Genomic DNA, 24,798 nt, shown 5'->3' with positions numbered 1-24,798 from the left:
CGCGCCCATGCTTCCCGCCATTGTCCGCATCGCGCTGCGTTATCGCCTCGTCGTCGTCCTTGTCGTCGCGGGGCTTGCCGCGATCCAGATCGCCCGGCTGCCGGGGGCGCGGTATGACGTGTTTCCCGAATTCACCGCGCCGACCGTGCTGATCGAATCGGCGACGCCGGGGTTCAGCGCGTTGCAGACCGAGCAGCTGGTGACCGACCGGCTGGAGCGGCGGCTGACCGGCCTGCCGGGGCTGGCGCGGATGCGCTCGACCTCGGAGGCCGGGCTCTCGGTGGTGCATCTGGTGTTTCACGGCGGCACCGATCCCTATGCCGACCGCCAGCGCGTTGCCGGGCGGCTCGCCGAGCTGGGCGGAACCCTGCCGGCCGGGATCGTGCCGCGGCTCGCGCCGATGCAGTCCTCGACCGGGACGGCGCTGGAGATCGGGCTGTATCCGCGGGCCGGCATGTCGCTCGAACGGCTGACGGCGATCGCCGAGACCGAGCTGCGCCCGGCGCTGCTGGCGGTGCCGGGGGTGGCGACGATCGTGATTTTTGGCGCCCGGCCGCCGCAATTCGACATCGCACTGCGGCCGGGGCGGCTGCTGGCGACCGGCTTCACCGCCGCCGACGTGGCGCGGGCGGCGCATGCGGCGAGTGCGGTGATCGGCGCCGGGTTCATCGATACCGGGGCGCAGCGCCTCGTGCTGGCGCCGGAGGGGCAGGCGCGCGACGCGGCGGCGCTGGCGCAGAGCTGGCTCGGGACGCGGGGCGGCCTGCCGGTGAGCATCGGCGATGTCGCCCGGGTGCGGGTGGGCGCGCCGCCGCGCTTCGGGGCGGCGCTGATCCATGACCGGCCGGGGCTGCTGCTGCTGGTCTCCTCGCTCTATGGCGCCAACACGCTCAAGGTCGCCAACGAGGCGGGGCAGGTGGTGGCACGGCTCACGCCGGGGCTGGTGGCGCAGGGGGTCGGCGTCGATCCGCGCGCCTTCACCCCGGCGGCATTCATCCGCATTGCCCTGCTCGATCTCGGCCATGTGCTGCTGATCGGCGCGGGGCTGATCCTGCTGGTGCTGCTCGCCGCCCTGCGCGACTGGCGGGCGGCGCTGATCTCGTTCATCGCCATTCCGGTCTCGCTGCTGGCGGCGGTGGGGGTGATCACGGCGCTCGGCATCACGCTCAACACCATGGCGCTGGCGGGGCTGGCGATCGCGCTCGGCGAACTGGTGGACGATGCGGTGGTCGATGTCGAGAACATCACCCGGCGGCTGCGGGAGAACCGGGCGCGGACGGCGCCGGAGCCACGGTTGCGGGTGATCCTGCGCGCCTCGCTGGAGGTGCGCAGTGCGATCGTCTTTGCCAGTGCGGCGGTGATCGCCGCCTTCACCCCGGTGATCATGCTCGGCGGCGTCGCCGGCCGGCTCTTCGCGCCGCTCGGCATCGCCTATATCGCGGCGATCGCCGCCTCGCTCGCGGTGGCGCTGGTGGTGACACCGGCGCTGGCGGCGCTGCTGCTTGGCGGCGGTGACGGCCGGGCGGTGCGGACCCCGCCGATCGTGCTGCTGCAACCCGCCTACCAGCGGGCGCTGGCCAGGCTGGAGCGTGCCGGCGGGCTGGCGGCGGCGCTGGCGCTGGCGGCGGTGATCGCCGCGGCGGCGAGCGTGCCGCTGCTCCAGGCGCGGTTCCTGCCGCGGTTTCGCGAGAACGACGTGATCGTGCATTACCTCGCCGCCCCCGGCATGTCGGTCGATGCGATGCTGGCGATCGGCAGGCAGGTGGTCGGCACGATCGACCGCCTGCCCGAGGTGGCCAACGCGGTGATGCATATCGGCCGCGCCTCGATGAGCAACGGCCATGCCGGGGTGAACAAGGCCGAGATCGACATCACGCTGAGCCGGCGAGGCAACCGCCACGCGGCGCGCTCGGCGGGGCGGATTCTCGATGCGGTGCGCGGGATCGACGGCCTGTCGTGGTGGAGCCGGACGTTCCTTTCCGAGCGGATCGAGGAGAGCGTGTCCGGCGATACCGCGCCGGTGACGGTGGCGGTGTTCGGGCCTGATCTCGCCCGGATCGACGCGGCGGCGCGGCGGATCGCCACGCTGGCGCGGAAGCTGCCCGGCGTCATCGCCGCGGCGCCGGCGGCGAGCGCGGCCGAGCCGACCCTTGCCGTCACGCTCGACCGCGCGGCGATGCTGCGCTTCGGCGTCAGCGCGCGGGCGGCGCTGGAGGCGCTGCGGCTGGCTTATGCCGGGCAGATCGTCGGCCATGTCTATCGCGGCACGCTGGTCCAGCCGGTGGTGGTGACGCTGCCGCGCGCGCTGCGCCGGCTGCCGGCCTCGGTGGGGAACCTGCCGGTGGCGGCGGCGGGCGGAACGCTGGTGCCGTTGCGGTTGATCGCGACGATCCGCCAGACGCGCTCGCCGGCGCAGATCCTGCACCAGGAGGGGCGGCGGGTGCAGGTGGTTGCGGTGCAGACGCGGCATGGCAGCGCCGCCGCGGTGATCGCGGCGCTGCGCCGGGATCTCGCACAGGTGAAGCTCGGCGCCGGCGTTTATGTGGACTATGGCGGGACGGCGGTGGCCGGGGGGGCGGCGCGGCGGGCGCTGGTCGCCGATGCGGGGATCGCGCTCGCGGTCATTCTCGCGCTGATCGCGCTGGCGCTGCGCGATGCGCGGGCGGTGGCGCTGGTGGTGGGCATCCTGCCGGTGGCGTTTGCCGGCGGGGTGGCGACGGTGTGGATTTTCCTGCGCGGGCATCTCGGCCTCGGCGCGATGGTCGGGCTGGCGACGCTGTTCGGCCTGACCTTGCGCAACGGGCTGCTGCTGCTGATCCACATGCGCCGGCTGGCGACCGAGGAGGGGCTGCCGTGGTCGGCGGCGACGGCGCGGCTGGCGGCGGCGGACCGGCTGCCGGCGATCGTGATCACCGCCATAGTCACCGCGCTCGGGCTGCTGCCGCTGGCCATCGCCTCCGGCTCGCCGGGCGATGCGATCGAGGGGCCGATGGCGATCGTGATCCTGGGCGGGTTGCTGACGGCGACGCTGCTGTCGCTGTTCGTGCTGCCGGTGCTGGCGCCGCGCCTCGCGCGGTTCCGCCCGCGCCGGGATGACGGGCTGGATTAGAGCATTTTCCGATCCATCCGGATCGGATGTCGTGCTCTATCTTGTTGATAATTAGAGCATCTTTATCCGATCAGATGGAATCATCTGGTCGGGGCAAAAGGCCTGGGCGCGGGGGCATGAAAAATCCCGGCGCATTCGCATGCGCCGGGACGGGTGATCGCCGAAAAGATCAGGGAGTCGGGTTGGTGCTCGGCAGCGGGTTGAAGTCGGCCGGGATCGTGGTGGTGATGCCCTTGGCGACGTCGGTCGGCACGATGTGGTCGGCCTGGCAGCCATTGCCGCCGTAATGCGGCAGCGACATGATGACCTTGTTCGGGATCATCGCGTAGTCCGCCGGCAGCGGCTCCGCGCGGCCGGTCAGGCGGGCCGGGTCGAAGGCGCCCATCAGGTCGCCGACATAGGGGGTCAGCGCGTCGGACGGGCCGATATTCGCCTCGCCGAACTCGCTCTCGCCATCGGCGCGGCCTTTCAGCTCATCCGGCAGCAAGGCGAGCGGCGTGAGGCCGAACACCTCGTCGACGAATTTCACCACCGAGGACTGGCTGCCATCCTGGTGATCGACCTGGTGCGTCTTCGCATAGGGCGAGATCAGGATCATCGGCACGCGGGGGCCGAACTTGAAGACCTGCTTGTCCGGGCCGTTGACGATGACCGGCGGCGGCACATGGTCGTAATCGCCTTCGGAATCGTCCCAGGTGATGATGATCGCCGCGTGCTTCCAGTATTTGCTGCTGGCGATCGCGTTCACCGCCTTGGCCACCATCGCCTCGCTGATCTGCGCATCCGAGTAGGCGGGGTGGTCGTCATCGCCGAGGAAGTTGGCCTGCACCTTGGCGACCGGGTTGACCGGGGTCAGGCCGAAGATGTTCTGGAAGCCGCCCTTGACGTAGAACACGCCGCCCGAGGCCGGCAGGGTGCCGCCCTTGAGCGCCGTGAACAGGTCGCCCAGCCCGTGCAGGTTGGCGCGCTCGTCAGGGTTGTTGGCGACGTAGCCGAAATATTGCGGGCCGTTGTGGTGGGTGATGTAGGAGGCGTGGGTGCCGTTGGCATCGACCGGGTTGGCCGGGTCGGTCGGCTCGTGGTCGTAGCCTTCCTCGTACCAGCCCCAGTTGACCTGCTTGTGGCCGGACTGGGTGAGGTAGGAGATGTCGTCGTTGATGTCGGCGAGGTCGCCGGCGGCATCGGTATCGTGCCTGGTGATCGCGGCGGCGTTGCGGCCCATCGTGTTGATCGCGATCGAGGCGTAGGTCTGGTTGAGCTGCACGCCGTAGGTGAAGGCGGAGCCGCCGAAATCGCCCGGATTGACCGGCACGTTGGCGTTCTGGTTCGGGTCGAGCGGGGAGCCCCAGAACGGATCGTTGTCATCCATCACCGGCTCGCCGGCGCCGGATTCCGTCACCTTGAGGCCGTGCGGGTTGGTCGCGGTCGGCCCGGTCGTCGGGTCGAAGGAGGCGAAGGACTGGTTCGGGTGCAGCGCCCACTGGGTCAGGCCGGTCTGGGCTGCGAAGATCGACAGGTTGCCGGGCGTCGAGGGGCCGGTGATGTTCTGGAACACATGGTCGAACAGCACGAAGCGCGCGGCGTAGCGCCAGAGGAAGGGCACCGTGTCGCAATCCTCGTAGGCCATCGCGAGTTCGCCGAACTGCTTGGCCTTCACCGAGGGATTGCCGGTCGGCGAGTATTTCAGCTCCTCGGTGACGGCGAACTTGTCCATCAGCGGCTTGCCGGCGACGACGTCCATCTTGGCGGCGATGCGGGCGTGCGAATGGTCGATGTCGTCGGTGTCCCACGCATATTGCTTGGGTCCGATGCGGAAGGGCGAAATGGTGGTCGCACTGCCATCGGTGTTGACCAGCGTCTGCACGAAGCCGGGGGTTTTCGCGGCCGGCTGCGAATAGAGCCCATCTGCGCCGGGGAAGGTGCCGAAATAGGAGTCGAACGAACGGTTCTCCTGATACAGGACGAAGACATACTTGATCTTCTTGCGCACGAGCTGGACGAGCTGCGCGTGGGTGAGGTGGAAGCGGTGATGGCGATGCTCGCCGCGTTCACCCTGTTCCTGACCGCGTTCCTGGCCGCCATTGTGCCAGGCCTCGCGGTCCATCAGCCCGGCGACGAAGGCGTGGGCATCGTCCGGACGGTTGAAGGCGAGGCGTCCATCCTGCTCGGCAAGTGCCGGCCGAATGGTCATGCTCAGCGCGCAGAGCGCTGAACAAGCCATTGCCAAGGCTCGTTTCATGATTGTCTCCAAAATAATTTATTAACCTACGTTAAAAATATACAGATCAAATTTCCTTGTGCTGTGACGATTCAGTTGCAGAACCGTGAAATTATTTCAGCTGAAACATTCGCCGTGCCATCGCGAGGGCGCGCGCGCGGTAGGCGGCGTTGAGCGACGGGGTGGCCGAGTGATAGTCTCCGATGCCGCGCATCAGCGTGCCGGCACGGTCGATGTCGGTGCGCAGGATGAAGGCGGCGGCGGCGATGTTGAAACACGGATCCTCGATCAGCCGGCGCCGCGTCTCCCGCCGGCCGAGCCGGGCGCGGCGGGCGATGGTGTCGAGCCAGATGCTGTTGACCTGCATCAGCCCGTAATCGGCGGTGCCGTTGGAATCAGGGCGAACCAGCCCGGGATGTCCCCCCTCCAGCCTTGCGATCACCGGCAGGACCCGCGGCGGCAGGTGATAGACCGTGGCGGCGAGGAGCATGCAGCGCAGCAAGCCCGTCATCGTGAAGTCTCCGTGACATCGCGCCGGCGGGAAAACGCCGCGCTGGCGCGCGGGCCGGGATGTCGGATATCCAGTGTCACATGTTTGGGAAAAGAACTCCGGCGCGGGACGAGGCAGGCTATACGCTGCTCGAATTGCTGGTCGTCATCGTCATTCTCGGCCTGCTGATCGCCCTGGTCGGGCCGGCGCTGCTCAGCCAGCTCGGGCGGGCGAAGGCGAGCATCGCCGAACAGTCGATCGAGCGGATCGGCTCGGTGCTCGACCTGTTCAAGCTCGATGTCGGCAGCTACCCGACCACGGATGAGGGGTTGCAGGCGCTGATCACCAGGCCGGCAGGGGTGAGCGGCTGGCACGGACCCTATCTCAAGCAGACCACGCTGCCGCGCGACCCGTGGGGGCATGGGTTCGTGTACCAGGCGCCCTCGGCGCGGCCGGGGCTGGCGTATGATTTGTGCTCGAAAGGGCCGAAGGACGTGACCGCGGCGCCGGGCGCGCCGGGGACGATCTGCAACCGCTGAGCCGGGCTCAGCCACAGCGCGCATCCGACCAGTCGAGCACGATATAGGGCGCATCGACATTCGCGGGTGTGAGGCGGACGGTCGCACAGCGCGCCGCGTGGGCGAGACCCGGCCCGGTCGCCACCGCCTCGATCCGCATCACCGGCGGGCCGCTCACATGCCCGCCCGGCACATCGATCCGCCCTGCCAGCCCCACCGCCGCGCGCACCGCCGCATCCGCGCTCGCGAGGTCGGGCAAGGCGGGGGCGTAGAGCGAGAGATGCGGGCGCAGCCGGGCGAGCAGGCCCGGCGTCATTCCGGGCAGGCTGGCAAGCTCGGCGAGGCTGCGGAACGGCGCTTGCGGCGGGCCTTCGGCGCTGCCGGCGGCGCGGTAGCGGGCGATGAGGGTCGCGAGGCTGGCGGGCGCAAGGGCAGGGTCGCGCGCTTCGGTCAGGGTTTCGGCGAGGCTGCCGGCCGGTGCGGCCGCCATGCCGCCGACGCGGAACAGCGCCGCCAGCAGCGGGGCGGGGGCGGTATCCGGGTTGATCCGGCCGGCGACGCCACTGGTCGCGAGCCGCACCTGCGATGCGCCGATCCGCACCTCACCCGGTGCTGCGCCGCCGGCATCGAGCCGGGCGACGGCGAGCCACACGCCGCCCTCGGCCGCCGCCGCCGCCACCGCGGCGTCGCGCAGGTTGCCGGCGATCGCCATCTGCTGGCGGGCGGCGACCAGCAGCCGGGTGACGAGGAAGCCGAACAGCACCAGCACCGCCAGCACGATCAGCAGCGCGAAGCCGCGATCGTCGTGCCGGCGGGGCCGCGCCATGCTCAGTGCAGCCCGAGATGCCGGCGCAGCGCCGCTTGCGGATCGGCCGACCCGTCCATCGGCAGGCCGTTGAGTTCGGCGGGCACATTGGCGGCGTTGGGCAGCGCCTGTTCGAGGTCGCTTGTCAGCGCCGCCGCGTCCGTCGCGTCGTGGACGACATGCGGGGTGATCAGCACCAGCAGCTCCTGCCGCGCGCGGTTGTTGTCCTGCGTGCCGAAGAGCGGGCCGAGCAGCGGCACATCCTTGAGGAAGGGCAGGCCGGAATTGCCGCGCTGGACATTGTCGGTGATCAGCCCGGCGAGGCCGATCGTCTGCCCGTCATGCACGACGACGCTGGAGGAGACGGCGCGTTCGGAGAAGGTGGGCGAGTTCAGCCCCTGGGTGGTGACCGAGGGGGCGACGTTGCTCACCTGCTGCGAAACCGTGAGCGCCACCAGGCCGTCGCTGGAGATATGCGGGGTGATTTGCAGGATCACGCCGGTTTCCTGGTAGTTCACCGAGTTGATGACGGGCGCGCCGGTGGTCAGCGTGCTCTGCGAGGTCTGCGAGAGATAGGGCACGAGATTGCCGACCAGCAGGTTGGCCGTGCGGCCATTCTGCACGAGGAGCTGCGGCGAGGAGAGCACCTGCACCTGGGTGACCGATTGCAGCGCGGAGATCGCGAGCGGGGCGCCGTCGGCGCCATGGCCGGCGAGGACGAAGCCGGGGAAGCTCTGGTTCAGGGCGGCGGTCGCGCCGGTGCTGAGCACCGCGTTGATGCCGCCGGACTTGAAGAAGAACTGGGTGCCGTATTTCAGCGCGCCGTTGAGATCGACCTCGGCGATCGTCGCGTCGATCTCGACTTCCAGCGGCTCGATGTCGAGCTTGCGGAGCATCGCCTCGACCGAGGCGTTTTCCGAGGCGTCCGCCCGCACCAGGATCGCGTTCTGGCGGGGGTCGGCGATGATCCTGAGGCCGCTGGTCGCGCCGCCGCCACCACCACCGGCGCTGCCGCCGAGCGGGCCGAGCAGCGGGTTGCTCGCCGCCGCGCGGGATGATGCTGGCGATGGGGCCGGCGATGCGGCGGGGGAGGCGGCGCCGAGACCGGAGGCGGTGCCGCTGCCGGAGCCGGGGGTCGCGCCGAGCCCGGCGGTGGTGCCGGTGCCCGAGGTGCCGGCGCCGGCCGCGTTGCCCACCAGCCCGCCCGATCCCATCAGCGTCTGCGCCGAGACGCCGGGGGCGGTGCCGCCCGTGGTGTCGGGCGCCGAGGGTTGGGCCGTGACGTCGTCGGGGGTGAAGGCTTCCTGCAGCACCTCGGCGACGTCTCCGGCGCGGCTGTTGCGCAGGTAATAGACGTGCCAGGCCCGGTGCGTCGCCGCTTCCTGCCGGGCGAGGGTGCGATAGACCCGGTCCGCCGCGCGGATGGCGGCGCCGGAGGGGGCGATCACCAGCACCGCGCCGATGCGCACCAGCGGGACCACCTTCGCCAGCCCGCCCGCCTTGCCGGCGTGCAGCGCCTGGGTCAGGGCGGTGGCGAAATCGCGCGCGTTGGCGCCGCTGGCGGGGTAGAGCGCGTAGGACTGGCCGGCGAGGGCATCGACGTCGAAGGCGCGGATCAGCGCGAGCAGGGTGGCGCGGACCTGCGGGTTGCCGCCGACGATGAGGGCGTTGCGGTCCGGCGCGGCGACCACCTTGCCGCCCTTGCCGACATAGGGTTGCAGCACGGCGGCGAGATGCGCCGCGCTGACATGGGTGAGGGTGACGACGCTCGATCCGTCGAGCCCCGGCGCGGTGGCGAGGGCGGCCGCCGCCTTGTCCGCCGGGACGACCTGGTAGAGCCCGTTGCTGCGGATGAGGGCGGCGTGGTTCTGCGCGAGCAGGGTTTGCAGCGTCGGGATCAGGGCGGAGGCGGGAATGTCGTGCGCGGTGCGCAGCGTCGCCTTGCCCTGCACCGCCGGGTCGATCGTGTAGGTGACGTGCAGCATGTTGCCGAGGATCTGGGCGACGACGGCGCGGATGTCGGTATCGGCGAAGTCGAGCGAGACATCGCCGCTGCCGGCGGGCAGCGGGGCGCCGGGGAGGCTCGCGGGTGGCGCGTGGCCGGGGCTCGCGGTGATCGCGCCGGTGACGGCCGGGGTGGCGATCACCGCATCGGCGCGGCCCGGCGCGGTGGTCGCCGCGGGGGCGGCGGGTGCGGGGGCGAGCAGGCGGGTGGCGTCGGGCGGCGCCGGCCGCGGGGTGCACCCGGCGAGCAGAGAGGCTGCCGCGATGACGCCGGCATGGACACGGACGCGCATGGTTTCGCTGGATCTCCTGGAAATTATCGAGGGCCGGGATGGACAAGGATGCCGGCATCGGCGGCCGGCTTCGGCGGGTTGGCTTGCGGTGCGGCGCCGGTCTCGTGGGCGAAGCGCGGCACGAGGCGGAGCTGGCCGCGCGGACCCTCCAGCAGCACGGCGCGCCGGCCGATCCGCGCGATGCGGTAGCCGCCGAGATGAGCCCCCTCGCCGAGCAGGACCGGCTTGCCGGACGGTGTTGCGAAGATCGCGAGCCGTACCGCATCGCCGCGCAGGATGCCGGAGAGCCGGGGCATCCCGGTCGCGGCGGTGTCGGCCGCGACGGCGACGGGCCGGCGGTCGGGGCGGAACAGGGGACGGGCGAGGATCTGCGCCGTGGCGGCGGTCCCGGGTGCGGCGGGCGGGGGCGAGGTCGTCCGGGTCGGGCGCGCGGCCACGGGGCCGGGCGGCGGTGCCGGCATCGGGGCGAGCGCCAGCGCCGCGGCGGTGGCGGCCAGCGCCAGCACGAGACCGAAGAGGCCGAGCCGCGCGCCGATCATCGTGCCGCCTTCGCGATGCGGAAGCCGGAGACGGTGAAGCTCGCATGCAGGGGCAGCGCGGTGCCGGCGGCGGGCACGCCGGTCGCGTGCAGGTCGAGCCGGTTGACCAGCATGCGCGGCGTGGCGGCGCCGAGCGCGTCGAGAAAGCCGATCAGCGCGGGGTAGGAGGCCGTCATCGCGATCCGCAGGCGGATGCGCTGGACGCTGCCGAGGCTGACCGGTGGGAGCAGTTCGGCGCTGTCCAGCCCGATCCGGTGCGTCGCGGCGAGGGATTGCACCGCGCCCTGCAACCGCGCGCCGGCGATGGCGGCGGAGCCGCCGGGGAGATAGGCGTCGCGCCCGGCGCCGGGGCGGCCCTGCGCGGCCCTGCGGCGCAGCGCCGGCAGGTCGGCGACGAGACGCCGCTCATGCGCGAGCAGCGTGTTCGTGGTGGCGACGCGGGCGCTGAGGCCGCGATACCAGGCGAGGCCGGGGCGGACGACGCCGAAGCCGACAAGGGCGAGCAGCGCCGCCGAGATCGCGAGCGCGAGCGCCTGGCCGGCGCGGCCGTCCGGCAGGTCGCGCGGGAGCTGTGCCATCGCGTCAGCCCGCTTCATCGTTGCGCAGCCGCACCCGGATCGAGAACACATCCCCGCCGCCGTTCAGCGACCGGGTGACGGGGGCGGCGAAGGCCGGATCGGCGAAATGCGGATCGGCGGCGAGCCGGGCCACCAGCCCGGCGGCGTTGGGCGATTCGCCATCGAGCGTCGCCACCCGGTCGCGCAGGGAGAGATCGGTGAGGTAGCTGCGGTCCGGCAGGGCGCGTGTGAGGGCGGCGAGCATCAGCAGCGTGTCGCCCTCGCGCGCTGCCTCGGCGCCGAGCGCGGCGCGGAAGCGGTCTTCGGCGGCGAGGCGGGCGCGCAGGGCTTCGGCAAGGCGGAGCTGCGGGGCGAGCGCTGCCTGCGCCGCGCCGAGCCGGTGCAGGGCGAGCGCCTGGCGCGCCGGCGGGATGGCGAGGCACAGCGCGGCGAGGCCGGCGGCGAGCAGCGCGAGCGCCGGGGGGACGCGGCTTTGCCGCCGCGCGCCGGGAAGTGTGAATACGGCCTCGCCCTCGGCGCCGGCGGTCTCGATCCGCACGGCGGCGAACCCGGCCTCGGCCAGTGCGGCGAGGAGGCCGGCGATCCAGGCGCGGGGCAGCACCGCGAGCCGGACATGGAGCAGGCCCTGCGCGGTGTCGCGCGCGACGATCTCGTGGGCGACCAGTACCTCGTCGGCGGTGAAGGGGGTCAGGCGGTCGATCTCGAAGGCGAGTGCGGCCGCGAGGTCGCGCCGCGCGGCGGCGGGGAGGGTGACGCGGCGGATCAGCGCGCCGGCGCCACGCAGCCGCAGCACCACCGGCCGGATCACCGCGCTCCGCCGCATCTGCCCCAGCCGGCCGAGTGCGCGGGGGCCGCCGCGCCCGTCCTGCGTGACCTCGGCGGATTCGGGGGGCGCGCCGGCGGCGGCGGTGATTGTCACCGCCGCATCCTGCCCGCCCGGCCGCCGCGAGGCGCCGGGCACCAGCGACCGCAGGGTCGCGATGTACCAATGAATGAAATCCATTAATATTCTGGTTACGCGACTAAAGAAAAATTGAAAATTAAGGTTTTGTGTCACTCGACCGCTGCGCGCCTATCCGCCGGCGGCGAAGGGGGCGCGCCAGGGGGCGGCGATCAGGTCCGGCCAGGGGCGCTGCCCGGCTGTGGGGATGATGCGCAGCCGGATCAGGCGCGGCAGCGCGCCTGCCGGCCCGGCGTCGTGCCAGGCTGGCGGCGCGCCCGGCCGTGTGGCCCACCAGTAGCGCAGCTCGATCGCGGCGATGTGGCGGGCGAGGGTTTCGACATGGGCCGTGCCGGCGGGCGATGCCTGCGGGCCGAGCGGCGGGCCGGTCGGCGCCGCCCGCCACGCCAGGACGAGATCGCCCGCGCGGGTGACGCCGATTTCGGCGAAGACGAGGCGGCTCGACAGGGCGGCGGCGCGCGGCAGGGTGGTGACGAGGGCGAGGTTGTGCGCCGACCCGGCCGGCTGACCGGGGCGGGCTTGGGCGATCAGCCGGCGCAGGGCGCGGAAGCTGGCCTGCCGGTCGGCGGTGGCGGCGATCGTCCCGGTGGTGCGGCGATAGGTCGCGATGCCGAAATGGCTGGCCTGGGCGAGCCCCGCGAGCAGCAGGCCGAGCACGACCAGCGCGACCAGCATTTCCAGCAGGGTGAAGCCAGCCTCCCGCCTCATGGCGGGGCTGCGCGGATGGTCACCAGCGTCACCGCCCTTCCGGCGCGGCCCCAGCGCTCGCTGACCGACAGGCGCAGCGCCCGCAGCGGCGCGCCCTTCGCCATCGGCAGCGGCGCCGCCTCCTCGCGGTAGCGGAAGCCGCCGCCATCCTGCCCGGTGCGGACGTAGTGGCCGCGCGGCGCGAAGGCGGCGAGGGCGGCGAGGCGGGACTGCGCGCGTTCCACCGCCGCCGCCTCGCGTCCGCCGATCGCAATTCCCGCCGCGCCATCGAAGGCGGCGCGGTAGAGCACCGCGACCGCCAGCGCCGCAATGACGAAGGCGACCAGGGTTTCGAGCAGGATGAAGCCGCTATCGCGCCGCGGCATCGGTGCTGATCCGTCCGGTCAGCCAGTCCACCGCCACCCCCGCCCGGGCGGCGCCGCGCGCGAGCAGTATTTGCCCGCCGGTCGCGCTGCCATCGGGGGAGAAGACGATCCGCCCCCAGCCGCGCGCGACCGGGCCGTGAAAGGCGATGGCGATGCCGCGCGGCAGCCGCCCCGCAGCGGTGGGGCCGAGCCAGCGCCCGTCCGCCGGCTCGATCGCGAAGGTGGCGGGCCGTCCGGTTGCGATCGCGACGGCGCGGGCGGTGCGCAGCGCCCCGGCGAGGGTGGCGGCGGCGGTCGCGGGGTCGCGGCCGATACGCCGCCAGGGTGCGGCATTGGCGGCGAGCGTGAGGGCCAGGCCGAGAATGACGACGACGATCAGCAGTTCGAGCAGCGTGTAGCCGCGATCGTCAGGTGCGGGCTCAGTGTGCCCCGGCTCAGTGAGCGAGGGCATCGAGACCGAGCATGGCCAGCAGCAGCGAGGCGACGATGAAGCCGATCGCGCCGCCCATCACGATGGTGATGGCGGGCACCAGCAGCGAGACCAGCTTCTGCACGCCGAGCCGGGCGCGTTCCTCGTGGATCGCGGCGGCCCGCAGCGCCATGCGGCCGAGCTGGCCGGTTTCCTCGCCGAGGCGGAGCAGATGCACCGTCCGCTCCGGCATCAGCCGTGCGGCGGCGAGACCGGCGGCGAGGCTCTTGCCGTGCCGCGCCGCATCCGCCGCCGTGGCGATGGCGAGGGCGGCGGCGCGGTTGCCGATCACGTTCTGCACGATCGCCATCGCCGGGACGAGGGCGACGCCGTTGCCGAGCAGCGTGCCGAGGGTGCGGGTGAAGCGCGCCGCCAGTGCCTCGCGCAGCAGGGTGCCGAGCAGCGGCAGGCGCAGCACCAGACGGTCGAACCGCAGGCGCGGGGCGGGGCGGGCGAGCAGCAGGCGGATCCCGGGAATGGCGAGGGCGAGCAGCGCCAGCGCATAGGGCCAGAACGCGGCGCAAGCCTGCCCGGCCGCCAGCAGCAGGCGCGTGGTGGCGGGCAGGGGGACGCCGTTTTCGGCGAAGATCGGCACGAATTCGGGCAGCACGTTGGTCAGCAGGAAGACGATCGCGCCGGTCGCGGCGAGGGCGAGCAGGGCGGGGTAGGTGAGGCCGGCGATCATCGCGGCGCGCAGCGAGCGGTTGCGCTCCAGCAATTCGGCGAGGTCTTCGAGCGTCGCGGCGAGAGCGCCGGATTCCTCGCCGGCGCGGACCAGCCCGACATAAAAGGGCGGGAAGCTGCGCGGGGCCTCGCCGAGCGCGCGCCAGAGGGCGGCGCCGTCGCGCACCTTGTCGCAGATCGCGAGAATGATGGCGCGGCCGCGCGGGGTGGCGGCGGTGCTGGCGGCAAACCGCAAGGCGCGTTCGAGGTCGAGCCCGGCGCCGAGCATCGAGGCGAGTTCGCGGGTGAAATCGGCCAGCGCGTCGGCGCCGAGGCGGGGGGCGCCGCCGATGTCGCGGTTGAGCAGGGCGAGCAGGGAGGCGCCGCGGCGCGGGGCGGTGCCGAGCAGGATCAGGCCGCGGCGCTTGAGTGTCTCGATCGCCTCGGCCTCGCTCGCCGCGTCGATGGCGAGGCGGGCGGGGGCGCCGGCGCGGTCGATCACGCGGAAGACGAAATCAGGCATGATCGCGCTTCATCATGCGAGCAGGCTTTCGGCGAGCGAGGTTTCGCCGGCCAGCACCGCATCGCGCGCGGCGTCCGCCAGGCTGCGCAGGCCGGCGACGCGGGCCAGCTCCGCCTCGCCGGCGCCGGCGGCGAGATGGGCGGCAAGCTCGGCGGTGGGGGTGAGGAATTCGGCGATCGCCATGCGGCCGCGATAGCCGGTGTCGCGGCATTCGGGGCAGCCGGTGGGGTGGTTGAGCGGCGTGCCGGCGGCGATGCCGAGCTGCGCCGCCTCGGCCGGGCTCGCCGGTGCGCTCCGGCGGCAGGCGGGGCAGAGACGGCGGATCAGCCGCTGGGCGAGCACGCCGCGCAGCACCGAGGCGATGAGATAGGGTTCGAGCCCCATGTCGCGCAGGCGGGTCATGGTCGCGACCGCCGAGTTGGTGTGCAGGGTCGAGAGCACGAGATGGCCGGTCAGCGCGGCGCGGGTCGCGATCTGCGCGGTTTCGAGGTCGCGGATTTCGCCGACCATGATCACGTTCGGGTCCTGCCGGAGAATGGCGCGGAGGAGCTGGGCGAAATCCAGCCCGATCTGCGGCTTGACCTGGCTCTGGCTGATGCCGGCGAGGCGGTATTCGATCGGGTCCTCGATGGTGACGATCTTGCGGCTCGCGCGGTCGAGGCCGAGCAGGGCGGTGTAGAGCGTCGTCGTCTTGCCGCTGCCGGTCGGGCCGGTGACGAGGACGATGCCGTTCGGTGCCGCGAGTGCGGCGCGGAAGGCGGCGACGATGGCAGGGTCGAGGCCCAGGGCGCCGAACTCGAAGGTCATCGCACTGCGGTCGAGCACGCGGATGGCGATGGTCTCGCCGTGCATCGTCGGGATCGAGGAGACGCGGAAATCGACCTCGTGGCCGCGCACCGGCAGGCGGATGCGGCCATCCTGCGGCAGGCGGCGCTCGCCGATGTCGAGCCGCGCCATGATCTTGACCCGCGAGACGATGGCCGGCGCCATCGCCGCGGGGTGGGTTTCCGCCTCGATCAGCGCGCCGTCGTGACGGTAGCGGATGCGCAGGCGGTCTTCCTCGGGTTCGATATGGATGTCCGACGTGCGGGTTTCGACCGCGCGGGCGATGAGCTGGTTGACCAGGCGGATCACCGGCGCCTCGCTGGCGAGATCGCGCAGGCGCTCGGCATCCGCCTCGCTCGGCGCGGCCTCTTCGGCGGCGTCAGTCGCGGCGTCAGTCGCGCCGGATTCGGGATAGAGCCGGTCGAGCGCTGCATCGAGGTCGATCGGCACGGCGACGGCGCGGCGCACCGCGCAGCCGGTGGCCGCCGCCACCGCGCCGGCGGCGAAGCCATCGAAAGGATCGACCATCGCGAGGTCGAGCACGCCCGCGTCCAGTGCCAGCGGCAGCACCCGCGCATCGCGCAGGAAGCGCGGGCGCAGCCGCTCGGGCAGGACCGGGGCGGCGGGATAGGCGTCCGGCGCCAGCAGGGCGAGGCCGGCGGCGGCGGCGGCGGCCTCGGCGAGGCTGCGCTCGCCGATCAGCCCGAGGCGGACCAGGGCGGCGGCGAGGCCGAGCCCGGTTTCCGCCGCGAGCGCGCGCGCCCGCGCGATGCCGATGGGATCGACCAGCCCGGCCCGCAGCAGCGCCGGGCCGATGGCTGAACTCTCCTCATCAGGGCGCGTGGCGGCGTGATCGAGCATCGCTTGTGTCTCGCGGAAAGATATTTTTTACCTTATGCCCCGAGGACGCCGCCGCCGGAGCCGAAAACATATGACAGTTCAGGGAAATATTCTGGTCGCGGGCACGCTTCTCGTGGCGCCGTTCATCGGCTCGTTCATCGGCACGCTGGTCGAGGACCTGCCGCGCGGCCGCCTGCTCGCGCGGCGGCGCTCGCGCTGCGATGCCTGTGCGACGCCGCTCGGCCCGGCCGACCTGGTGCCGCTGGCGAGCTTCCTGCTGCGCCGCGGGCGCTGCGCGCATTGCGGTGCCGCGATCCCGCGCAAGCTGCTGCTGATCGAGCTGGCGGTGCTGCTGCTGGCGGTGGTCATCGCCGTGCTGGACCCGGCGGGGCCGCTGGTGCCGCTCGATTTCGCCTTCGCGGCGACGCTGCTGGCCCTGGCGCTGATCGATCTCGACTGTCTGCGGCTGCCCGACGCGCTGACCCTGCCGCTGCTGCTGGCCGGGCTGGCCGCGACCGCGCTGCGGCAGCCGGAGGCGCTCGGCGCGCATGCGGCGGGGGCGGCGCTGGGTTATCTCGGCTTTACCGGGTTGCGCCTGCTCTGGCGGCGGCTGCGCGGGATCGACGCGCTGGGGGCGGGGGATGCGAAGCTGCTGGCGGCCGGCGCCGCCTGGCTGCCGCCCGCCGCCTTGCCCTGGGCGGTGGTGATCGCCGGGCTCGCCGGGCTCGCCGGGCTCGCCGGGTTCGCCGTCTGGTCCGTGCTGCGCGCGGAGGCCGGCAGTGTGGGGCTGATGCAGCAAAGACTGCCCTTCGGCCCGGCGCTCGCGTTTGGACTGCTGATGATGAGACTTGCGACATGAAGTGTCATCAAAACAACATTAATTAATAACACACAAAGATTTTATTACACGTAAAGTTGAATGTGTCGGACGGTAACCACAGTAACCGCCGTCCGCGCTGACGTTCATTCTCAAAAACGGAGACGACCGATGCACGCCAGAAGGGCGGCCACGGCTTTGCGTACTGTTTTGCTTGCGGGATCGGCGATCATCGCCGTCGCGGCGACCACCGGTTCAGGGCAAGCAGCCCCGGCGACCATCACCGCCAGCGGCCAGTATCTGACGCCCTCCGCGGCACCGGGTGCGGTGTTCACCGCCCTCAATCCCGGCCTTGCCGACAATCCCTCCTATGTCGCCGGACAGGCGATCAGCACCGCCGTCAGCCCCGATGGCAAGACGCTGCTGGTGCTGACGAGCGGCTACAACCTCGTCAATGACGCGAGCGGCAAGGTCATTCCGGCGGATTCGGAAGAGTATGTCTTTGTCTATGACATCTCCAACGATACGCCGGTGCAGAAGCAGGTCATCAAGGTGCCGAACACCTGGGCCGGCATCTCGTTCAGCCCGGACGGGCAGCATTTCTATGTCTCGGGCGGTGTTGACGACGACATTCACACCTATGCGAACGGCGCCAGCGGCTGGGCCGAAATCGGCACGCCGTTCGCGCTCGGCCATACGGCGGTCGCGGGCAATCCGCTGAGCAAGGGCGGCGTCGGCTTACTGGTGAAACCGCAGGCGGCGGGGCTTACCACCACGGCGGATGGCTCGTCGCTGCTGGTCGCCAATTTTTATAATGACAGCCTGTCGATCGTGCCATTGTCGGGCGGCGTTCCCGGCGGTGCGGCGACCGAGGTGCACCTGCGCCCCGGCGTGATCAACGCCGCGCAGGATGGCGTTGCGGGCGGCGAGTATCCGTTCTGGGTCGTCGCCCACGGCAATTCGACCGCCTATGTCTCCAGCGAGCGGGACCGCGAGATCGATGTCGTCTCGCTGACCGGCACGCCGCAGGTGACCACGCGCATCAAGGTTGCAGGCAATCCGAACCGGATGGTGCTGAGCGCCGATGGCAAGTATCTCTATGTCGCGTGCGACAACGAGGCGGATGTCGAGGTGATTTCCACCGCATCCAACACGGTGGTGGACACGATCCACACCACCGCGCCGTCGTCCTTTGTCGGCATGCCGAAATATTTCCACGGCACCGCGCCCAATTCGCTGGCCCTGTCGCAGGACGGCACGCGGCTCTACGTGACCAATGGCGGCACCAACTCGGTCGCGGTGATCGCGCTGAACACGGCGAAGCCGGAGGTGATCGGCCTGCTGCCGACCGGGTATTATCCGAACAGCGTCAGCGTCAGCCCCGATGGCAAGATGCTGTATGTGGTGAACGGCAAGAGCATGCCGGGCCCGAACCCGTGCAACGAGAAGCTGGCGGCCGACGTGCCGGCGAGCTGCACGCCGCTTCAGCACAACAACCAGTACATTCTCCAGCTGTCCAAGGCCGGCTTCCTGACGATGCCGGTGCCGGCGACCGAGGAGATGGACGAGCTGACCCATGTCGTTGCGCACAACAACCATTTCTCGTTCCACGAGAGCGCGCGCGACCGCTCGATGATGGAGTTCCTGCACCACCACATCAAGCACATCATCTACATCATCCGCGAGAACCGCACCTATGACCAGATCCTCGGCGATCTCGGCGAGGGCAATGGCGATCCGGCGCTGGCGGAGTTCGGCAAGACCTATACGCCGAACGTCCATCGCGTCGCGCGGAACTTCGTCGATCTCGACAATTTCTATGATACCGCCGAGGTGAGCGGCAATGGCTGGCCCTGGAGCACCTCGGCCCGCGAGTCCGACTATGGCACCAAGGCGCTGCCGGTGAACTATGCCGGGCGCGGCCTGTCATATGACTGGGAAGGCACCAACCGGAACGTCAATGTCGGCATCGCATCGCTCGCCGGCCGCAAGGCCGCCAACCCGCTTTATCCGGACGATGCCAACCTGCTTCCCGGCAACGGCAACGTCGCAGCACCCGACGGGCCGCATGGCCAGGTGCAGCGGGGCTATCTGTGGGATGCGGCGCTGCGCGCCGGGCTGAGCATCCGCAATTACGGCTTCTTCATCGATCTCGGCCGCTACAATCTCTCGGGCACGCTGGCGCAATACGGCATTCCCGAGATCAATGACGCCTACGCCCAGAAGGTGAAGGTTGCCTATGCGACCAACCCCGATCTCGCGCCCTATACCGATCCGTATTTCCGCGGGTTCGACAATACGATCGCCGATTACTATCGCGAGCAGGAATGGAGCCGCGAGTTCAGCAAGTATGTGCGGCACCACGACCTGCCTTCGCTCGAACTGGTGCGGCTGATGCATGACCACACCGGCAACTTCACCACCGCGCAGAACGGCGTGAACACGCCGGGCCTGCAGATTGCCGACAACGACTATGCCGTGGGCAAGCTGATCCAGACCGTCGCGCATTCGCCCTATGCCTCCTCGACCCTGATCTTCATCGTCGAGGACGACGCGCAGGACGGGCCGGATCACGTCGATGGGCATCGCAGCATCGCCTTCGTCGTCGGGCCGTATGTGCGCCATCACGCCGTGGTTTCCGCGCGCTACAGCACGGTGAACATGATCCGCACGATGGAGGACATTCTCGGCATCGGGCCGATGACGCTGAACGACGCCTATGAGCGGCCAATGACGGCGGTCTTCAGCCGCGACGACCGGGAGTGGACCTTCAACGCCGCCGTGCCGCAGCCGCTGACCGCGACGACGCTGCCGCTCAAGGCGCAGCCGCAGGACGAGCCGGAGTGGCAGCCGATCCACAACGTCGCCTGGTGGGCCGAGAAGACCAAGGGGTATGACTGGCGCAAGGAAGACGCCATTCCCGCGGTCGCCTACGACCATATCCTCTGGGAGGGCATGATGCCGGGCAAGCCCTATCCGACCGAGCGCAACGGCCGCAACTATTCGCGGTAACGCCTGTTAGAGCATCATCCGATCAGATGGAAACATCTGATCGGATAAAGATGCTCTAATTATCAATATAATAGAGCACGACATCCGATCCATCAGGATCGGAACGTGCTCTAGATACCGGGGCGGCGGCACTGCCGCCCCGGCCCCGCCACAAGGGAAACCGGCCGGAGCGGCGTGCTCCGGCCGGTTTTTTCATGGCAGTCGCGGGGGGAATTACGAGGCTGCGCGGCGGATCAGAATGTCATCCTGACGCCGCCATAGCCGGCGATCGGGCGGCCGGGATTGGCGGTGCGCGGATCGGTGACGCCGCCGGGGACGAAAGCCCACGGCACGTCGGCGACCGGGCCGAAGCCGCCATAGGTCTGATAGGACCGGTTGGTCACGTTATCGACCATCGCGAAGACGGTGACGCGCGGGGTGAGCTTGTAGGAGCCATAGATATTGAACACCGCGTAGCCGCCGACGGGCTTGGTCAGGTTCGCCTCGTCGCCGAAGCGGTACTGGCTCGATTGCAGGATCGCGGTGGTGCCGAGCAGCAGCCGCTCGGTGAGCTTGTAGGACAGGTCGATCGTGCCGCGATTGGCCGGGATGCCGGGGATGCGGTCGCCGGGGACGACATGGATCTGGCCGTTGGCATCGGCGGCGGGGTTGGAGGGGCTGTTGAGCGTCAGCGCGTTCTGGAACGTCGCGTCGATATGCGCGAAGCCGAGGCGCAGATTCAGCCGTGGCGTGGCGTAGACGAGATTGGCCTCGACGCCCTGGCGGCGGGTGGTGCCGCTGTTGGTGTAATATTGCAGGTTCGGGTTGTAGAGGGTGGACTGGTAGATGATGTCGTCATGCACGTCGGTGCGGAACAGGTCGACATTGCCGCGCAGCGTGCCGCCGGCGAAGCGGGCGAGGTGGAATCGGGCGCCGAGTTCGAAAGTGCGGGCGACGACCTGTTTGAGGTTCGGATCGCCGACGAAGAAGTTCAGCAGCGAGCACGGGTTGGCGGCGCTGGCGCAGGAGAGTTCGGTCGGCGTCGGGTTGCGGTTGGTCTCGTCGACGCTGCCATAGAGATCGAGCGTCTTGAGCGCGTGCCAGGTCAGGCCGAGCTGCGGGTTGAAGCGGTCATAGGCGTGATGGCCGGAGACCGGGCCGCCGAGCTTGTCGGCAAGGTCGATCTCGGCATTGTTGAAACGCCCGGCGAGGGTGAGGTCGAGCCGGGGCGCGAGGGTGAACACGTCGTTGAAGAAGAGGCCGAAATAGCGCGTCGTCGTGGCGACCTGCACCGGGTTGACGCCATCGGCCGGCTGATCGACCGTCACGCCTGGGCCGATGAAGAGATGTGTGACCGGCGTGATGCCGCCGATCTGGGTGAAGGCGTTGAATATCGTGTTCGAGCCGTCGAAGCTGGCGCCGATGGTCAGGTGGTTGGCGTGGCGCAGCAGCCGGCTGTCGTTGATGAGCTGCACCGAGGCGCCATAGGCCTGCTGGTCGACCCCTTCGTTGACCAGGCCGGAATAGATCCCGCCATTGAGGAAATCGGGCACCGCGGCGCCGCCGCGCGTCGTCACCACGTCGCTCGTGCCGGCGTTGCAGAGGATGCCGGGCTGGCCGGGGCAGGCGGCGAGTTCCTGGGTCACGCCGTTTGGCAGGCGCTGCGAGAGATCGGCGAAATAGGCCAGCGCGTCGAGCGCGGTGTCGCCGTCGAGCGCGTAGCGCGCGGTGGCGCGGGTGGCGATGTATTTGTTGTAGACCGTGTTGGGGCCGGAGAAGATGCTGGCGATGTCGTAGTTCAGCGCCTGCACCGGGGTGGCGCCGGGATTGCCGAGCGCGTTGTCGGCGGCGATGACGCCGAGATGCAGCTCGGTGCGCGCGTTGCGCCAGCCGAGATCGGCATAGACCCGGGCGAGGCGGGAGGTCTGGGTCTGGCGGAAGCCGGAATCGTGGATGACGTCGGCGGCGAGATAGGCGGCGGTGCCGGCGTGATGCACGCCATATTCGAGGCTGCCCGCCGCCCGTCCGTAGGAGCCGCCGGAGAGCGTGACCACGCCGCCCGGCGCGGTGAAGCCGTTCTTGAGCGTGACGTCGAGCGCGCCGCCGAGCGCGTTCAGCCCGAAGGCGGGGTTGGCCGGCTGGAGGCTGGCGCTGCGGATCGCCTCGGGCGGGATCAGGTCCCAGTTCACCGTGTCGCCGAACGGATCGTTGAAGCGCATGCCATCGAGATAGACGGCGACGCCTTCCGCCGTGCCGGTGACCGGCGAGGCGGTGAAGCCGTGGAAGTTGATGTCCGGCTGGAACGAATTGCCGTCGACATCGTTGATCGAGGCGCTCGGGATGGCGCCGAGGATGGCGTCGGTCAGGCTCGGGATCCCGGTGCGGTCGATCTCGGCCGGGCCGAGGACGTGGCTGGACTGGGGCAGCTTGTCGCGGCTTATCGCCGAGCCGGGCAGGGGGGTTGCGGCGATGACGTCGACCTGCGGCACCTGAACGATGGCGGCGGCGGACGCGAGTTGTGCAGGGTCGTTCGGAATAACCTGAGGAAGGCCTTGCGGGACGGCCTGGGCAAGGGCGGTCGGCGCGAGGGCGCCCAGCGAGAGGAGACAGGCTGTCAGGCGACGGACCATGCGGTGGCACTCCGGGGTCTGCGGCAATCCCGTCGGTCCGGAGGTCGTGGCGCCGGTCAGTCAGGATGGCGATGGAACGATGAAGCGATGCGCCGCGCGCCGTCCGGGGTTCCGTGCGGCGGCGACACAATAGTCAATTTTTAGTTATCGCCCGGCAACCCCGCCAGCACCGCCGCTGCCTTTCGTGGCGGATATAATCAATTCTTCACTTGGTGCATATTCGATATCATTTTCAAGAAAATGGGACATCGGTTCTTGTTGTGAGACACGGCCGGCGCCAGGGCGGCGCAGCAGTTCCAAAAAGCAACAATCTGGCCGAACCGGCCGGGGCGGCCGAATGTGGCGTGGACGCTGACCGGCTTTTCGATCTAGCCTTTTACCAGCGGTGCGCGTTCGGGAAGCCGCAAGTCACGCCCTGCCGGAATACGGGCGACAAAGGAGGAAAACAGTGCAGTACAGCCGCGAGTTTCTGCTCGACAGCTACCGGACGATGGCGACCATCCGGCGCTTCGAGGATCGTGTTCACGAGGAATTTTCAACCGGAAAAATCCCCGGCTTCGTGCATCTCTATGCCGGCGAGGAAGCCTCCGCCGTCGGCGTCTGCTCGCATCTCGACGAGCGCGACGTGATCGCCTCCACCCATCGCGGGCATGGCCACTGCATCGCCAAGGGGTGCGATGTGACCGGCATGATGAAGGAGATCTATGGCCGCCGGGGCGGGCTGTGCGCGGGCAAGGGCGGGTCGATGCACATCGCCGACCTCTCCAAGGGCATGCTGGGCGCGAACGGCATCGTCGGCGGCGGGCCGCCGCTGGTCTGCGGCGCGGCGCTGACCGCGAAGACGCTCAAGACCGGCGGCGTCGCCGTCGCCTTCGTCGGCGATGGCGGCTCGAACCAGGGCACCACGCTCGAATCCTACAACCTCGCCAAGGTGTGGAACCTGCCGGTGCTGTTCGTGGTCGAGGACAACGGTTACGCGGAATCGACGGCCAGCGGCTGGTCGGTCGGCGGCACCCAGGCCGGCCGCGCCGCCGGGTTCGGGATCCCGTGCGTCGAGGTCGACGGGTTCGATTTCTTCGCCGTCTACGAGGCGGCGCGCGACCTGATCGCCCGCGCCCGCAATGGCGGCGGGCCGGGGATGCTGCACGCGACGCTGACCCGCTTCTACGGCCATTTCGAGGGCGATGCGATGACCTATCGCGCACCGGACGAGATCGCCCGGCTGCGTGCGGAGAAGGACAGCCTCAAGATTTTCCGCGCCAAGGTCGGCCCGGGCGGCATTGCCTCGCCGGGGGATTTCGACACCGTCGAGGCCGAGGTGGAGGCCGCGATCGATCAGGCGGTGGTCGCCGCCGAGACCGACGCGCCGCCGACCGAGGCGGACCTGCTCACCGACGTTTATGTCAGCTACTGACCATCTCGACCGGGGAAACAGACCATGGCCAAGAAAACCTATCGCCAGGCGATCAACGAGGCGATTGCAAGCGAGATGCGGCGCGATCCGCGCGTGATCGTGATGGGTGAGGACAATGCCGGCGGCGCCGGCGCGCCGGGCGAGCAGGATGCCTGGGGCGGCGTGCTCGGCGTCACCAAGGGGCTGATCGGCGAGTTCGGCGCCGAGCGCGTGCTCGACACGCCGATCACCGAGAGCGCGTTCATCGGTGCCGCCGCCGGAGCCGCGGCGACTGGGCTGCGGCCGGTGGCCGAACTGATGTTCATCGATTTCATGGGCGTCTGCTTCGACCAGATATTCAACCAGGCCGCCAAGTTCCGCTACATGTTCGGCGGCCGCGCGGTCACCCCGCTGGTGATCCGCACCATGTATGGCGCCGGGTTCCGCGCCGCCTCGCAGCACAGCCAGTCGCTCTACCCGATCTTTACCCATATCCCGGGGCTCAAGGTCGTGCTGCCCTCCTCGCCCTATGACGCGAAGGGGCTGCTGATCCAGGCGATCCGCGACGACGATCCGGTGATCTTCTGCGAGCACAAGGTGCTGTACGACGAGACCGGCGAGGTGCCGGACGAGGCCTACACGATCCCGTTCGGCGAGGCGAACCTGACCCGCGAGGGCAAGGACCTGACCATTGTCGCCTTCGGGCGGATGGTGAATTTCGCCAACCAGGCGGCCGACCAGCTCCGTCGCGAGGGTATTTCAGCCACCGTGGTCGACCCGCGCACCACCTCGCCGCTCGATTCCGAGACGATTCTCGACTGTGTTGCCGAGACCGGCCGGCTGGTGGTGGTGGACGAGGCCAGCCCGCGCTGCTCGATGGCGGCGGATATCTGCCGCCTCGTCGCCGAGGAGGCGTTCTCCCACCTCAAGGCGCCGATCCGCACGATCACGCCGCCGCACACGCCGGTGCCGTTCTCGCCGCAGCTCGAGGATCTCTACGTGCCGGGCGTGCCGCGGATTCTGGATGCGGCCAGAGCGGTGATGCAGCACTGAGGCAAG

Annotated in this window: 19 protein-coding genes; 6 read left to right on the top strand and 13 right to left on the bottom strand. The window is 70.2% G+C overall.

Annotated features, from left to right (window positions below; genetic code table 11):
- The first annotated feature begins 7 nt into the window (after positions 1–7).
- Positions 8–3,109 carry an efflux RND transporter permease subunit gene (locus tag HUW10_RS10305; RefSeq protein ID WP_174503415.1) on the top strand — a complete coding sequence of 1,034 codons (3,102 nt, stop codon included), beginning with the start codon at positions 8–10 and terminating at the stop codon, positions 3,107–3,109.
- A 169-nt stretch (positions 3,110–3,278) separates the two neighbouring features.
- Here the strand turns inward: HUW10_RS10305 and HUW10_RS10300 are convergent, their stop codons facing one another.
- Both HUW10_RS10300 and HUW10_RS10295 read right to left on the bottom strand, forming a co-directional pair.
- Positions 3,279–5,330 carry a phospholipase C gene (locus HUW10_RS10300; RefSeq protein WP_236656334.1) on the bottom strand — a complete coding sequence of 684 codons (2,052 nt, stop codon included), beginning with the start codon at positions 5,328–5,330 and terminating at the stop codon, positions 3,279–3,281.
- A 109-nt stretch (positions 5,331–5,439) separates the two neighbouring features.
- Positions 5,440–5,838 (bottom strand): lytic transglycosylase domain-containing protein, encoded by a 399-nt coding sequence (locus HUW10_RS10295; protein ID WP_174503413.1) that lies wholly within the window; start codon positions 5,836–5,838, stop codon positions 5,440–5,442.
- A gap of 80 nt (positions 5,839–5,918) precedes the next feature.
- On the opposite strand from HUW10_RS10295, the gene gspG reads away from it, so the two are divergent.
- Complete coding sequence (gene gspG / locus HUW10_RS10290) at positions 5,919–6,356, top strand: type II secretion system major pseudopilin GspG (protein WP_174503412.1); 438 nt, start codon at positions 5,919–5,921, stop codon at positions 6,354–6,356.
- 7 nt (positions 6,357–6,363) lie between these two features.
- Here the strand turns inward: gspG and HUW10_RS10285 are convergent, their stop codons facing one another.
- The 10 genes from HUW10_RS10285 to HUW10_RS10240 all read right to left on the bottom strand — a co-directional run bounded on the left by HUW10_RS10285 (position 6,364) and on the right by HUW10_RS10240 (position 15,929).
- Positions 6,364–7,161, bottom strand: coding sequence for a type II secretion system protein GspK (locus tag HUW10_RS10285; protein WP_174503411.1), 798 nt, complete (start codon positions 7,159–7,161; stop codon positions 6,364–6,366).
- Between the two features lie 2 nt (positions 7,162–7,163).
- A complete protein-coding gene (gene gspD / locus HUW10_RS10280) occupies positions 7,164–9,437 on the bottom strand; it encodes a type II secretion system secretin GspD (protein ID WP_174503410.1) in 2,274 nt (757 codons plus the stop codon).
- A 23-nt stretch (positions 9,438–9,460) separates the two neighbouring features.
- Positions 9,461–9,976, bottom strand: a complete 516-nt coding sequence (locus HUW10_RS10275) for a hypothetical protein (RefSeq protein ID WP_174503409.1) — start codon at positions 9,974–9,976, stop codon at positions 9,461–9,463.
- Entirely contained in the window at positions 9,973–10,572 is a 600-nt protein-coding gene (gene gspM / locus HUW10_RS10270; RefSeq protein WP_174503408.1) for a type II secretion system protein GspM, read from the bottom strand. The genes HUW10_RS10275 and gspM overlap by 4 nt, the downstream gene beginning before the upstream one ends.
- On the bottom strand, positions 10,559–11,557 hold the full coding sequence (locus HUW10_RS10265) for a PilN domain-containing protein (protein ID WP_174503407.1): 999 nt from the start codon (positions 11,555–11,557) through the stop codon (positions 10,559–10,561). Before HUW10_RS10265 ends, gspM begins: the two co-directional genes overlap by 14 nt.
- Before the next feature lie 69 nt (positions 11,558–11,626).
- On the bottom strand, positions 11,627–12,223 hold the full coding sequence (locus tag HUW10_RS10260) for a prepilin-type N-terminal cleavage/methylation domain-containing protein (protein WP_174503406.1): 597 nt from the start codon (positions 12,221–12,223) through the stop codon (positions 11,627–11,629).
- Complete coding sequence (locus tag HUW10_RS10255) at positions 12,220–12,588, bottom strand: type II secretion system protein (protein WP_174503405.1); 369 nt, start codon at positions 12,586–12,588, stop codon at positions 12,220–12,222. Before HUW10_RS10255 ends, HUW10_RS10260 begins: the two co-directional genes overlap by 4 nt.
- On the bottom strand, positions 12,572–13,039 hold the full coding sequence (locus HUW10_RS10250; RefSeq protein ID WP_174503404.1) for a GspH/FimT family pseudopilin: 468 nt from the start codon (positions 13,037–13,039) through the stop codon (positions 12,572–12,574). The genes HUW10_RS10255 and HUW10_RS10250 overlap by 17 nt, the downstream gene beginning before the upstream one ends.
- Entirely contained in the window at positions 13,023–14,243 is a 1,221-nt protein-coding gene (locus HUW10_RS10245; RefSeq protein WP_174503403.1) for a type II secretion system F family protein, read from the bottom strand. Before HUW10_RS10245 ends, HUW10_RS10250 begins: the two co-directional genes overlap by 17 nt.
- A gap of 12 nt (positions 14,244–14,255) precedes the next feature.
- Entirely contained in the window at positions 14,256–15,929 is a 1,674-nt protein-coding gene (locus HUW10_RS10240; protein ID WP_174503402.1) for a GspE/PulE family protein, read from the bottom strand.
- 70 nt (positions 15,930–15,999) lie between these two features.
- On the opposite strand from HUW10_RS10240, the gene HUW10_RS10235 reads away from it, so the two are divergent.
- Together HUW10_RS10235 and HUW10_RS10230 are read left to right on the top strand one after the other, a co-directional pair.
- Entirely contained in the window at positions 16,000–16,767 is a 768-nt protein-coding gene (locus tag HUW10_RS10235) for an A24 family peptidase (RefSeq protein ID WP_174503401.1), read from the top strand.
- 129 nt (positions 16,768–16,896) lie between these two features.
- Positions 16,897–19,737 (top strand): beta-propeller fold lactonase family protein, encoded by a 2,841-nt coding sequence (locus HUW10_RS10230; protein ID WP_236656333.1) that lies wholly within the window; start codon positions 16,897–16,899, stop codon positions 19,735–19,737.
- A gap of 233 nt (positions 19,738–19,970) precedes the next feature.
- Here the strand turns inward: HUW10_RS10230 and HUW10_RS10225 are convergent, their stop codons facing one another.
- Positions 19,971–22,346 carry a TonB-dependent receptor gene (locus HUW10_RS10225; RefSeq protein ID WP_174503400.1) on the bottom strand — a complete coding sequence of 792 codons (2,376 nt, stop codon included), beginning with the start codon at positions 22,344–22,346 and terminating at the stop codon, positions 19,971–19,973.
- A gap of 448 nt (positions 22,347–22,794) precedes the next feature.
- Here HUW10_RS10225 and HUW10_RS10220 point away from each other — a divergent pair, with 448 nt between their 5' ends.
- Both HUW10_RS10220 and HUW10_RS10215 read left to right on the top strand, forming a co-directional pair.
- Entirely contained in the window at positions 22,795–23,760 is a 966-nt protein-coding gene (locus HUW10_RS10220; RefSeq protein ID WP_291342348.1) for a thiamine pyrophosphate-dependent dehydrogenase E1 component subunit alpha, read from the top strand.
- Positions 23,761–23,784: 24 nt separating this feature from the next.
- Positions 23,785–24,792: an alpha-ketoacid dehydrogenase subunit beta gene (locus HUW10_RS10215; RefSeq protein WP_174503399.1), complete on the top strand. Its 1,008-nt coding sequence runs from the start codon at positions 23,785–23,787 to the stop codon at positions 24,790–24,792.
- The last annotated feature ends 6 nt before the right edge of the window (positions 24,793–24,798 follow it).

Source organism: Acidiphilium sp. C61 (assembly GCF_905116885.1).
Lineage (GTDB): Bacteria > Pseudomonadota > Alphaproteobacteria > Acetobacterales > Acetobacteraceae > Acidiphilium.
The sequence above is the reverse complement of the archived record's forward strand: the minus strand, read 5'-3'. Positions and strand labels throughout refer to the sequence as shown.